The organism is Rhodococcus sp. S3, from assembly GCF_058211795.1.
Genome location: NZ_CM177074.1, coordinates 2,622,070 through 2,635,005 on the forward strand (window position 1 = coordinate 2,622,070; position 12,936 = coordinate 2,635,005).

General features: G+C 68.7%; 9 protein-coding genes and 1 pseudogene. 3 read left to right on the forward strand and 7 right to left on the reverse strand.

Annotated features, from left to right (window positions below):
* Positions 1-5: 5 nt before the first annotated feature.
* Both AC0LPE_RS12320 and AC0LPE_RS12325 read right to left on the reverse strand, forming a co-directional pair.
* A pseudogene (locus AC0LPE_RS12320) lies at positions 6-2,075 on the reverse strand (DUF4158 domain-containing protein); the annotation flags it as partial.
* Between the two features lie 77 nt (positions 2,076-2,152).
* Entirely contained in the window at positions 2,153-2,335 is a 183-nt protein-coding gene (locus tag AC0LPE_RS12325) for a hypothetical protein (RefSeq protein ID WP_490604576.1), read from the reverse strand.
* Between the two features lie 263 nt (positions 2,336-2,598).
* On the opposite strand from AC0LPE_RS12325, the gene AC0LPE_RS12330 reads away from it, so the two are divergent.
* The gene (locus AC0LPE_RS12330) at positions 2,599-4,965 is read left to right on the forward strand and encodes a phosphoketolase family protein (protein ID WP_230825378.1); all 2,367 of its coding nucleotides are present in this window, start codon (positions 2,599-2,601) and stop codon (positions 4,963-4,965) included.
* A gap of 3 nt (positions 4,966-4,968) precedes the next feature.
* Here the strand turns inward: AC0LPE_RS12330 and AC0LPE_RS12335 are convergent, their stop codons facing one another.
* The 4 genes from AC0LPE_RS12335 to AC0LPE_RS12350 form a co-directional block, all read right to left on the reverse strand.
* Positions 4,969-5,733, reverse strand: coding sequence for an HAD family hydrolase (locus tag AC0LPE_RS12335; protein ID WP_106199629.1), 765 nt, complete (start codon positions 5,731-5,733; stop codon positions 4,969-4,971).
* Between the two features lie 16 nt (positions 5,734-5,749).
* Positions 5,750-8,167 (reverse strand): glycoside hydrolase family 65 protein, encoded by a 2,418-nt coding sequence (locus AC0LPE_RS12340; protein WP_490604577.1) that lies wholly within the window; start codon positions 8,165-8,167, stop codon positions 5,750-5,752.
* A gap of 49 nt (positions 8,168-8,216) precedes the next feature.
* Entirely contained in the window at positions 8,217-9,068 is an 852-nt protein-coding gene (gene otsB, locus AC0LPE_RS12345; RefSeq protein WP_229564887.1) for a trehalose-phosphatase, read from the reverse strand.
* A 72-nt stretch (positions 9,069-9,140) separates the two neighbouring features.
* On the reverse strand, positions 9,141-10,208 hold the full coding sequence (locus AC0LPE_RS12350; protein WP_088898970.1) for a helix-turn-helix domain-containing protein: 1,068 nt from the start codon (positions 10,206-10,208) through the stop codon (positions 9,141-9,143).
* Between the two features lie 120 nt (positions 10,209-10,328).
* On the opposite strand from AC0LPE_RS12350, the gene AC0LPE_RS12355 reads away from it, so the two are divergent.
* Positions 10,329-10,790 (forward strand): 6,7-dimethyl-8-ribityllumazine synthase, encoded by a 462-nt coding sequence (locus tag AC0LPE_RS12355; RefSeq protein WP_088898969.1) that lies wholly within the window; start codon positions 10,329-10,331, stop codon positions 10,788-10,790.
* A 25-nt stretch (positions 10,791-10,815) separates the two neighbouring features.
* On the opposite strand, the gene AC0LPE_RS12360 is transcribed toward AC0LPE_RS12355, so the two are convergent.
* A complete protein-coding gene (locus AC0LPE_RS12360) occupies positions 10,816-11,724 on the reverse strand; it encodes an SDR family oxidoreductase (protein ID WP_490604578.1) in 909 nt (302 codons plus the stop codon).
* A 122-nt stretch (positions 11,725-11,846) separates the two neighbouring features.
* Here AC0LPE_RS12360 and AC0LPE_RS12365 point away from each other — a divergent pair, with 122 nt between their 5' ends.
* Entirely contained in the window at positions 11,847-12,863 is a 1,017-nt protein-coding gene (locus AC0LPE_RS12365; protein WP_229564888.1) for an AraC family transcriptional regulator, read from the forward strand.
* Positions 12,864-12,936 lie beyond the last annotated feature (73 nt).

Here is a 12,936-nt window from a genome sequence, read left to right on the forward strand (position 1 = left end):
GTGGCCGCGGACGACAGCGTGCCGGAGCCGAGAATCGGGGTCAGCGGCAACACGCCATGGTAGCCGATCAGCGCGAGGTTCGCCGCCCGCAGTGTCTCCTCCCGCACGTACCACTCTGCGGTCCAAGCCAGCGTGTCGTAGGAGATGCCGCAGGCATCCGCCATGCGGGTCAACCCGAGGTTGGTCGCGTGCGCCAGAAGCACCGCGATCAGATTCCGTTTCAGCTCCGGGCTGCGGGTCGCCTTGCCGCCGGCGTGGGTGAAGCAGTCCAGCAACCCGGTGCGCTGGTCCATCTCGATCAACAGCGACACGATCGGCGCGAACGGCAGCATCTCGGTCAGCTCCGCCTTGAGTGCCACCGACTCGGCTGGCACGTCCTCCGCAGGCAATGGAGAGATCACCAGATCGCCCCGCTCATCGAGGCGGACCGGGCCATCGCCTTCGCTGAGAGTCTGTTCCAGTTCGCCCAGCGCCGTGTGCAGCTCGTCCTGCAGCTGGGCCAGCGCGGTGGTGGCGTCGGCGGGTTTGCCGACCAGTCGACAGAACTCTGCACGCTGGTCGGCCCACTTTTCGCGGGTGAGCAGGTAGGCGGCCGGATCGCAGTAGCGGCGCGAGCCCGGCACCCACACATCCCCCGACCGCAGCCCGTCGCGCAAGGCGAGCAGCACGCACAGCTCCCAGTAGTGGCGGTACGCGCTGGTGTTGCCGCTATCGGTCGCCGTGTCCAGGTAGCCGCGCCAGCGGGCGGGTACGAACCCGTTCGGAGCATCGTCGGGGACCTTGCGGGCACCGGTGGCATTCAAGTGCCGCAGGATCGCCACCGCCCCCAGCAGCTCGGTGGCGGCGGTGCCGCCGGCGAAGGTCACTGCTGCCAGCACCTGTGGGGTGAACTGCCGCAGGTACCCGTAGGAGCCGTCCAGCGAGGCGAGGTGGCCGTGATCGCGCGGCAATGGTGGCAGCGCGGTCGACTGCGCCGACCGCAACCGTTGCCATCCGATCTTCTCGCCGCGGATCAGTGCGCCGACCTGCTCGTCCGGCACCGCCGGGTCGGCGACAATGGCTAGGATCGCGTCTAACAGCGACTGCCGGTCCTCCCCGGACTTGGCGCGTTCGGCCAGCGCTTCGCGCATCTTGTGTCCGGCCTTGCTCTCCCGCGCCGAGATGGCCTGGTCGAACAACTGGATCACCTCGTCGAGTACCTCGGTGGCCGACTGCGCCACCAGCGTCAGCAGGATCGGGTACCGCCGTTGCGGCTCACGTCGTGTCAACGCCTGCGCGGTCAGGCGGCGACCCATCGTGGCCAGGAACCGGCGCCGCTCCGCGGGCAGTGCCGACAAATCCAGGGTGTCCGCGCCGAGGGAGCGCAGGAACTCCAACTTCGCGATCTCGGCCTTCACCGCGGCGGGTGAGGCCTCCACCGGTCCGGTACCCAGCCACCGCAGCCGGGTCATTCAGATCATCGGATCGGTCACCAGCAGGCCATCGAGTCCGGTCCGGCGTTCGGCGGTGAATTCGTGCGCCAGCCGGGCGAATGTCTCTCCCTGCGCCACCTCTCGTGCATGGGCAATCCGCTTGACCACCGTCAGCGGACCCGGCCGGATCACCTTCGCCGAGGTCAGGTATTCACAGGCCAGCCGAAACAGCAGGGTCGGCGAATCGTGCTCCATCGCCCGCGCCAACAGGAACTCGTCGAGTTCCTTGAACTCCAACGTCGTCGGCGTCCGCCACCCGAGATACCTTGCCGCCAGTAGTAAATGATCTGTGCGGGTCTTTGCTCGCCGCCCGTAGGAGCCGATCGCATCCGGATCGACTCGAAGCTGCTCGGCCAGCCGCAGAACCGCTGACCGTGGTGCGGAGGTCACGTCATCGGGTACGAAACCCAGCCACGGCAGCGTGCACAGGGCAACAGCAAGACCCAGCCGGTCGGCTGGACCGCGACCTCGACCTGGGTCGACGAACGCCGCATCGGCCGGGGTTAATGTGAAGAAGCGGAACAGCTCCTCCCGCCCGATCTCCGGGAACCTCCGCAGGGACATCAACTCTTCTTCGGTGAACACCTGGCCTGCCACCCGCATCTCCCACCTGAGTACGAAGACTCCCAGGTCAGCAGGTTACCTGGCCATATCCGCCCGATTTTTCCCGAGTACTACGGCTACCCCACGAGGACCGACCCGGGCACGACCACCTCGGCGACCCATGCGATCAGCGGCGCGACCGGCGGCTGGTCGGCCAACCCCCAGTCGATGTGATTGCGGCCCACGGCCAGCATGTACATCTCGTCGAACCAGTAGCCGCGGCCACCGGCCACCGCCGTGACCAGGTGTGCGAACGCCACGAGCGCCCGATCACCCCCACCGCGCGGCCTGCGAACGGGATGGATCACCCGCCGCTGCGGTGCTTCGTAATCGACTGTGCGGTCCTGACCCAGGGCATTCGCATTCGACTTCCGGTGTCGGATCGTTCCGGTCGGTACCGGGAGTGGGTACCTCCCCGATTGGGTACCGTTCCGAGCGAGGGTACGCGGCAGGCCGGGCCCCGCATGCGCTTTCGCGGGAAAGCCCTGGCCGGCGCCGGATATCAGCGACGACGAGGAGAACGATGCAGCTCCCCACCACCGACACCGACTTCGACACCCTCGACGCGTGGTGGCGGGCCGCGAACTATTTGTCCGTCGGCCAGATCTACCTCATGGACAATCCGCTGCTGCGCGAACCGCTGCGGCCCGAACACATCAAACCGCGGCTGCTCGGACACTGGGGCACCACACCGGGATTGAACTTCGTCTACGCGCACCTCAACCGCGCCATCACCACCCGCGACCTGGACATGATGTACGTCATGGGTCCCGGTCACGGCGGACCCGGACCGGTGGCCGCGGCGTGGCTCGAAGGCACGTACAGCGAGGTCTACCCGAGTATCTCCCGCGACGAGGACGGCATGCGGCGCCTGTTCCGCCAGTTCTCGTTCCCCGGCGGCATTCCCAGCCACGTCGCCCCCGAGACCCCCGGATCGATCCACGAGGGCGGTGAACTCGGCTACTCCCTCTCGCATGCCTACGGCGCCGCCTTCGACAATCCCGATCTGATCGTCGCCGCGGTCGTCGGCGACGGCGAAGCCGAGACGGGACCGCTGGCCGCGAGCTGGCATTCGACGAAATTCGTTGACCCGCGCCGCGACGGCGCGGTACTGCCGATCCTGCACCTCAACGGTTTCAAGATCGCCAACCCGACGGTGCTCGCGCGCATCGGCGAGGACGAACTGATCTCGCTGCTGCGCGGCTACGGGCACGAACCGATCGTCGTCGCCGGCGACCATCCCGCCGACATGCATCGGCGCTTCGCCGCCGCCCTCGACGCGGCGCTCGACCGCATCTCCGAGATCCAGCAGACCGCCCGCAGCTCGGGAAACGCGACCCGCCCGGCGTGGCCGATGATCGTGCTCCGGTCCCCGAAGGGCTGGACCGGCCCGGTGGAGGTCGACGACGCCCCGGTCGAGGGCACGTGGCGCGCCCACCAGGTGCCGATCGGTGATCCGCGCAGGAACGACGAGCACCGCCGCCTCCTCGAGGAGTGGCTGCGCAGCTACCGGCCGAAGGAGTTGTTCGACGACGACGGCGTTCCCGTCGCGGCCCTGCGCGACCTCGCGCCCCGTGGCACCCGGCGGATGAGCGCCAACCCGCACGCCAACGGGGGAGCGGTGCTGCGGGATCTGATCCTGCCCGACTTCCGCGACTACGCCGTCGACGTTCCCGAACCGGCCACCGCCACCGGCGAGGCCACCCGCATCCTCGGCACCTTCCTGCGCGACGTCATGCGGCGCAACGCCACGAACTTCCGGATGTTCGCGCCCGACGAGAACAACTCCAACCGCCTCGACGCGGTCCTCGACGCCACCGACCGCACCTGGAACGCGCGCATCGAGCCGGGTGACGACCGGGTCGCCCCTGACGGCCGCGTCATGGAGATCCTGTCCGAACACACCTGCCAGGGCTGGCTCGAGGGGTATCTGCTCACCGGCCGGCACGGATTGTTCTCCAGCTACGAGGCTTTCGCGCACCTGGTCGACTCGATGGTGAACCAGCACGCCAAATGGCTGCTCACCACGAACCGGATCCGCTGGCGCCGCCCCATCCCGTCGCTGAACTACCTGCTCACCTCCCACGTGTGGCGGCAGGACCACAACGGCTTCTCGCACCAGGATCCCGGATTCATCGACCACGTCGTCAACAAGAAACCCGAAGTCGTGCGCGTCTACCTGCCGCCGGACGCCAACACCCTGCTTTCGGTGGCCGATCATTGCTTGCGCACCCGCCAGTACATCAACGTGATCGTCGCCGGGAAGCAACCGGCCGTACAGTTCCTCGACATCGACGACGCGATGACCCACTGCCGCAAGGGCATCGGGATCTGGCAGTGGGCCTCGACCGACCGCGACGTCGAACCGGATGTGGTGCTCGCCTGCGCCGGCGACATCCCCACGATGGAAACCCTCGCAGCCGTCGACATCCTGCACCGCCGCTTCCCCGACCTGCGGATCCGGGTGGTCAACGTCGTCGACCTCATGCGGCTGCAGGACGACCGGGCGCACCCGCACGGGTTGCCTGATGCGCACTTCGACGCGCTGTTCACCACCGACAAGCCGGTGGTCTTCGCCTACCACGGTTATCCGTGGCTGATCCACCGTCTCGTCTACCGGCGCACCAACCACGAGAACTTCCACGTCCACGGCTACATCGAGGAGGGCACGACCACCACACCCTTCGACATGTGCGTGCTCAACCGCATCGACCGCTACCACCTCGCGCTCGACGTCCTCGACCGCGTCGAGCGGATCCGGCCCATCGCCGGGCACGCCCGCGAGGAACTCGAGAACATCCTCGCCGAGCACACCCGCTACGTGCGCACCCACGGCGAGGACATGCCGGTGATCACCGACTGGCACTGGCAGGGCGTCGGAATCGACTGAGCGTCAAACCGATCCGCGACGGGCCAGTCGTCCGGCGGTGAAGGCGTCGACGTCGACCTCGTCGAGGGAGGCCACCACCAGATCGGCACCCGCGTCCTCGAGATCGGCGGAGTCGTCGAAACGGGCGACACCGAGCGCCCGCATGCCGCCGGCCTTCGCCGCCCGGATCCCGCTGATCGCGTCCTCGACCACCACGCACGCCTGCGCGGGCACCCCGAGTTCGTCGGCGGCGGTGAGGAACAGTTCCGGGTCGGGTTTGCCGTGGGCGACCGGGCGCCCGGACAGATCGGCGTCGAAGCGGTCGAGCAGCGTCTCGCCGGGATGGTCGTGGGCGGGGATCGCCCGCAGGAACAGTCCGGCGTTCTTCGACGAAGACGCCGCGGCCACCGCGATCCCCGCCGCCTGCACGGCCGCGACGAAGCGCACTCCGTCGTCGTAGGCGCGGAACCTGCGCTCGTCGATCAACCGCAGCAACCGGGCCTGCTTGCGCTCGGCGTAGTCGACCGCGCGACGCTCGGCGTCGGGCACCGCGAAGTACTCGAGGGCGGCGCGGGCACCGTCCATCCGCGGCCGGCCCGACAGCACCTGCCGGTACACCTCCGCGGTGAACGCGTCCTCCTGCCAGGAGGTCTCGGGCTGCAGGTCGCACCAGTCGCCGGCCATCAACTCCGCCAGCGCTTCCCGCCACGCCGTCTCGTGCGGTGAATCGACGAGCACCCCGTCGACGTCGAAGATCACCGCGCGGAACCGCGACTGCGTCTCGGCCACGATGTCCTCCTCGCGGTCAGGCCGGGACGGCGGCGAGCCGGAACTCGTGCGACTCGCCGGCGCCGAGCTCGACGAGTTCGCCGTCCACCGCGACCCGCACCGGCACCCGGAAACCCTCGGTCTCGGCGCGCACCGACAGCTTGTCGCCGTCGATCCGCACCCGTAGGGGAGTGCCGCGGTACCGCATGGAGAACGACACCCCGTCGAGGTGCGAGACCAGCTTGGGCCGGAAGACGAGCACGTCGCCGTACGCACGGGCACCGACGTAGTAGCGCTGCACCAGATCGAGGGTGCCGCCCATGACCCCCATGTGGATGCCCTCCTTGGTGGTGCCGCCCTGCAGGTCGCTGACGTCGCTCTCGAGCGCGAGCTTGAACCGCAACCACGACGACTGCGGATCGAAGGTGGCGAGCACACCGGCGAACGTCACGTGACTGAGCGTCGACCCGTGCGACGTGCGCTGGTCGTAGTAGTCGACGGTGCGGCGCACGAGGTCGCGACCGAACGGATAACCGAGCTGCTCGAACACCTGCCGCAACTCGGCATCGTCGAACAGGAAGAACAACATCACCGTGTCGGCCTGCTTGGCGACCTTGTAGGCATCCGGATCGCGGCCCTCGGCGCGCAGGATGCGGTCCATCCTGCCGATGTTGCCGTACTCCGTGCGGTAGTGCTCCCAGTCGAGCTCCTCGAGATCCTCGTAGCCTTCGAACTGGCTGATCACCCCGTCGTGGTAGGGCACGAACATCTTCCGGCTCATCTCCGACCAGGTGCGCAGTTCCTCGTCGGTGACCCGCAACCGGGCCCGCAGGGCCGTGCGCCGGCTCTTCGACAGCACCTCGAAGACATCGAGGGCGCGCGCCGCGATCCACGCGACCATCACGTTCGTGTACGCGTTGTTGCGCACACCGCCCTCGGTGGCTCCCGGATACCGTTCGTGGAACTCGTCCGGGCCCATCACCCCGTGGATCTCGTAGCGGTCCCGATCCGGGTTGTAGTGCGCGATCGACGCCCAGAACCGCGCGATCTCGAGCATCATCTCGGCGCCGTAGTCGGCGAGGAAGTCGACATCGTCGGTGGCCTGGTAGTAGTGCCACACGTTGTAGAAGATCGCGGCGCTGACGTGACGCTGGTTCCGGCTCAGGTCCGGATCCCATTGACCCGACATCGGGTTCAGATGCACCGTCTGGGTCTCCTCGGTGCCGTCGCTGCCGCTCTGCCAGGGGAACATCGCGCCGCGGTAACCGGCCTCGCTCGCCGCGGCCTGCGCCTCACCCAACCGGCGGTAGCGGTAGAGGATCAGGCCTTTGGTGATCTCCGGGGCCCGCAGGTTCAGGAAGGGATAGACGAACATCTCGTCCCAGAACACGTGCCCGCGATAGGCCTCGCCGTTGAGTCCGCGCGCCGGCACTCCCGCGTCGAGGCGCGCGGTGTGCCGTGAGCAGACCTGCAGTACGTGCGAGACGTGCAGGCGCAGCAGCAACTGCGCGCGCGACTCCCGCGGCAACCGGATGTCGCAGATGTCCCACAGCTCGTCCCACGCCGCGACGTGCTCGTCGTACGCCTCGGCGAAATCCGGATAACGCAGCACGTGCCGGCCCGCCGACGCGAGGGGCTCGGTGATCGCGTCGTCGCGGGAAGTGAACATCGCCACCATCTTCTCGATCCGCACCGTCGAACCCTCGGCGATGTCGAAGGAGAGGACCTGCTGGATGTAGTCCTCCATCTGGTACAGATCCCGGTCGACGAGCATCGCTCCTCCCGAACCCTCCCGGAACACCCGGGTGCGTGCGGCCTGGGCGATGTAGGTGTCGGACTGGCGGATCTGCACCTTCAGCGCGATCGTCTCGGGACCGTAGGTGCGCGGCGAGACCGGATCGAGGTGCCGCGCCTCGAGATCGCGGTAGCGGGCGACCGCGCGATTGGAAACCCGGCCGTCGAGGGCGGTGACGATCTCGACCCGCCCCGACCAGTTCTCCGGGGTCAGCGACCATTCGAGCGCTCCCTGGTTCGGATGCTCCATGCTCACGAACCGTCTGCTGCGCAGCGACGTCTCGCGGCCGTGCCGGTCCCGGAACCGCAGTTCGCGGACCACGGTGGCGGTGCGGATGTCGTAGACGTGCCGGTAGTCGAGGATCTCCACCTGCGCCAGGCGGATCGCCTCACCGCCGTCGATGCGCAGCTTCAGCACGAGCCAGTTCGGGAGGTTGACCAGATCCTCGTTCAGGACCGGGCTGCCACCCATGATGGTGGTCTCGCGGTTGTAGCAACGATGCGCGTAGGTCCCCGGATAGTGGACCTCGCCCATGTCCTCCCACTCGGCCGTGCCGCGTGAACAGAAGTAGCCGTTGCCCGTCGAGGTCAGGGCTTCGCGCAGGGGTTCGTCGTCGGGATCGAAACCGTCGTAGTCGAGGGTGAACTCCGGGTCGTACACGCGAACCTCCTGGCGGGTCGTAGTCGACACGAACTGTCCGGTAGCGCTGTCACCTGCCCAGAGTCGACAGGAAACGTTCGACGTCGTCGACCGACGCGAGGACGAACTCGGCGTCGGTGCGGCGCCCGGCCATCTCCGGGTCGTCGGGGCTGCCGACGAGGATCCCGATGCCACGACCCCGCAACGCCCGGAAGGCGTCCTCGTCGGTGATGTCGTCGCCGAGATAGAGCGGCACGACCTCGTCGGAGGCGAGACCGAGGACCTCGATCAGGTGCAGGACCGCCTTGCCCTTGTTCCAGTCCACGGCCGGTTTGAGTTCGTAGACCATCTTTCCCGGCACCACGGCGAGTCGGTCGGGGTTCTCCTGCAACAGCGTCTCGACGATCGCGCCCACCCGCTCGTGCACCTCGGGGGAGGCCTGCCGGTAGTGCACGGCGACCGACGCGCGCTTCGGTTCGATGCCGACGCCGTCGAGACCGTCCAGGCGGCTGCGCAGGGTCTCGGTGGTCTCGGTGATCAGATCGGTGAAGTCGGCGAGGACGTCGTGGGCGATCTGCCCGTCGGTGGGGCTCCAGATGTCGAAACCGTGGCTGCCGGCGACGACGAGATCGTCGACACCCATGAGTTGCTGGACGACGTCGCGGTCGCGGCCGGTGACGATGCACACCGACACGCGGTCGGCGAGTTCACGGACGGTGCGGCGCATGGTGTCCGACCACACCGCGTCCTCGGGGCGGGCGACGATCGGGGTGAGCACGCCGTCGTAGTCGAGGAAGACCGCGGGCCGGCGGCCCGCGAGACGGTCGGACAGGGCGGCGCCGTCGAGTGCCGACGGTAGGTCCTCCACGGTGCGCGGCGCGGTCATCTGATCGGTACTCCTGTCGTCGCGGCGACCCGTCATGGTTCGCACCGTACACAAAGATCGAAATGCTCGGCCGGGGATCCGGGGAGGCGGATCGGCCGGATGCAGCGGTCAACGCACCGGGCGTCGCCAGTGCTCGTCCGCGGTGAGTCGGGAGCGGACGTGTTCGGCGGCATCGTCGTTGCGGAACGGGCCCGCCAGCAGGTCGGCGTAGACGTGTGAGATGGCGGCGTGGCGCAGTCCGCCGCGGCGGTCCATCCGTTCGAAGACCACCGGGGACCAGGGAATCGCCACCACCACGTCGCCGCCGTGCTCGACCGGGCGCAGACCGAGACTGTCGGCGAAGTCGTCGGGGTCGTCGGCGTAGACCTCGAGCAGCGCCGGGGCCGCGTAGTCGGTGGCGCCGACGCCGGTGAGCGCGTAGGGGATGTCGATGCGTTCGGCCAGTCGCGCGCGGGTCGCGGTGACGCCCTCGGGGGCGGTGAACCGCCGGACCGCGCACACCTTCCGCTCGGCAGCCCAGGCCCGCAGCATCGGTTCCCAGCGCACCTCGACGATCGGGCCGCGCGGGACCCGGCGCACGAGCTCGCGTTCGACGAGCACCTCGACGACGCGGTAGGTCGCGCCGGTGGACGCGCCGGACAGCTTGATCAGCTCGGGGACGGAGATCTCCCCGACGTGATCGGCGAGTGCGCGCACCACCCGGTCGGACGGTTCGCCGGTGAGCACCCCGGACGGGCGGCCCGGGCCGCGCCACGGGTCGGCGTCGGCGCCGCGGTCGCGGACCCACACCGCCGGGCGGTTCGCGACGAGCGAGAGGTTGCCGGTCGCGTCGGCGTAGGAGATGCCGTGCCGGTCGAGCTGGCGCCGCACCGGATCGGACAGATAGTGGGCGCACACGAAGCCGCGGTCGGAGTCGGACAGGTCGGCGGCGATGCGGGCGACGTCGCCGGAGAGCACACCGCGGGAGGCGACGACGGAGAAGGACACGGTGTCGCCGTCGGGGGCGGTGACGAGCATCCGGGTGGGTGCCTCGGGGGAGCGGGGGCGGTCGCTCGACAGCGACCAGCCGAGCGGCAGGCACGCCTCCAGTCGGGCGGTGGCGCGGCGGTAGATGTCGATGTACCGCTCGGGGCGGGGACCGACGGTGTTCTCGGGGGCGGGAGCCGGCTGTGTCACATCCACCACGGTAGTCACTCTGTGCATGACGGAAAAGAGAAATAAACGAAATCTCATAGGACGGAACAGCGCCCCTCCCGCACCACAAACTATGACGGGGCATGCGCTAGTTTCGTGACCATGACCGACATCACCGGGCGCATCGCGTTCGTTCAGGCGACCTGGCACCGCAACATCGTCGACCAGGCACGTACAGGCTTCACCGACGAGATCACCCGCCTCGGCGTCTCGCAGGACGCCCTGGACTTCTTCGAGGTCCCCGGCGCCTTCGAGATCCCGCTGCACGCCCAGCGACTGGCGAAGACGGGGCGCTACGACGCGATCGTCGCGGCCGGACTGGTCGTCGACGGCGGCATCTACCGGCACGACTTCGTCGCCACCGCGGTGATCGACGGCCTGATGCGCGTCCAGCTCGACACCGATGTGCCGGTCTTCTCCGTCGTGCTCACCCCGCACCACTTCCACGAGCACGACGAGCACGTCGAGTACTTCACGCGGCACTTCGTCAAGAAGGGCGCCGAGGCGGCTCGCGCCGTCGACGCCACAGTGCGCTCGCTGCGCGCGCTGCCGACCGGAGACTGAGCCCCGACCGGCAGCGCGCGTCGGATCAGCGTGCGCTGCCGGAAGGATCCTTCGCCACCGGGCGCTCACCGGCCGTTGCCGCGTCGGGGGCCTCGGTGCGCCGACGATAGGCGGCACGTGCCGTCTCGTCGGTGTTCAGTGCGAGCGACTGGAGACCGAACGCGGCGGAGATGCGGTGACGGGTCGCCTCCGGCACCGCCTTCAGCGCTCCGAGGATCGCGCCCGCCGTGCGGGGCACGTACCGCAGGCCGGGACGGGCTGTCGCGATCACTCGCACGATCGCGGCGGCGACCTCCTCGGGGCCGACCATCGCGAGCTTCTCGATGAGCGCGTTCGGCTTCATGCCCGCGATCAACTCGGTGCGCACGAAGCCCGGGGCGATCGTGGAGACCACGATGTTCGAGCCGGCGAGCTCCTGGCGCAGCACCGATCCGAGGCCGATCACGGCGTGCTTGGTCGCGGAGTACACCGCGAGTCCGGGGGCACCTTCGATGCCCACGACGGAGCCGAGATTGACGATGTGTCCGTAGCCCTGCTCGGTGAACCGGGCGGCGGCCAGCTTCGAGCCGAGGATCACGCCGCGGACGTTGACGTCGATCTGCCGGTCGGTGACCGTGTCGGTCTCCTCGAGGAACGCGCCGGTGGGCATGATGCCGGCGTTGTTGACGAGCACGTCGATCCCGCCGAACTCCATGTGGGCCAGGCTGAGGAATTCGTCGAAGGATCCTCGGTCGGTGACGTCGAGAGGCAACCCGAGCACCGTGGTGCCGAAGCGCGCACCGATCCGGGCAGCGGTGTCCTGCACCAGATCCTTGTCGATATCGCCGATGGCCACGCGCGCGCCGGCCGCGACGAGGGCTTCGGCCGTCGCCTGTCCGATGCCGCGCGCTCCACCGGTGATGACAACCCTCTTGCCGTGCACGTTCAGGCTCATGCCGTGTCGTCCTTTCCTCGCTGTGCTGATGAAATCGACGCTACGAACCGAGCTCTCCGTGATCCATGCCACTATCGGCAAGTTCTTGTGAATTTCGGCCACGCTGCCGAGGATGGAGCCTCGTGAACCCCTGGACCTCCCGCCGCGCGGCGACGAGCGCGGCCCTGATGGTGTCGTTCGGACGCGAGCGCGGCCTCGACGCCGAGACATTGCTGGCGGGTACCGGGTTGGGGGAGGAGCAGATCACCGATCCGGGCGGGGAGATCACCGACGACCTGGAACTGGCCGTGATCGCGAATCTCGTGGAGGCGCTCGACGACCGGCCCGGGGAAGGGTTCGCCCTCGGTCTGCGGTACCAGGCGGCGGTGCACGGGATCTTCGGTTACGCCCTCATGAGCTGTGCGACGGTGCGCGACGGCATCGAGGTGGGCACCCGCTTCTTCGACCTCACCTTCGCCTTCTCGCGCGCGGCCCTCGAGTATGCGGGTGACGAGGTCCGCTTCTGCCTCGACGACCGGCACGTGCCGGCGCACCTGCGGGGTTTCCTGCTGGAGCGGGACGTCTCGGGGATCCTCGCGCACTGGGGTGCGCTGTGGGGGCAGCCGTCGGAGGTCCGTCGCATCGAGGTGGCCGAATCGCTCGGTGAACGGGTCCCGCCGGTCTTCCGCGACCGGGGTTTCTGGGTGGAGACGACGGCGTCGACGCATGCGGTGGTGGTGGACGCGCGGGCATTGGACCGGCCCATGCCGACCGCGAGCCCGGAGGCCGCCGCAGTACTGCTGCGGGAGTGCGCGGAACTGCTGCAGCGCAGACAGAATCACGGCGAGCTCGGTGCCCGCGTGCGAGAGGTGCTGCTGCGCCGGGCCGCCGAGGGTCCCACGCAGGACCAGGTGGCCGCGGAGTTGGGTTCGAGTGTGCGCACCCTCCGGCGGCAGTTGGGGGAGGAGGGGACCTCGTACCGGGCGATCGTGGCCGAGACGCTGGGGGCGATGGCGGGGGAGTTGCTGGATGCGGGCCTGCCGGTGGAGAGGGTGGCGCACCGTCTGGGCTACGCCGATGCGTCGAGCTTCTCGGTGGCATTCAAGCGGTGGACCGGCCGCACGCCGGGTGGGCGACGACGGGAAAGACGCTCGGTCTGAGGCTACTGCGGAGCCAGCCCGAAGAGCCCTTGGAGATATTCTGGACAATACGGAAAGCATAGAAAAACAGAAT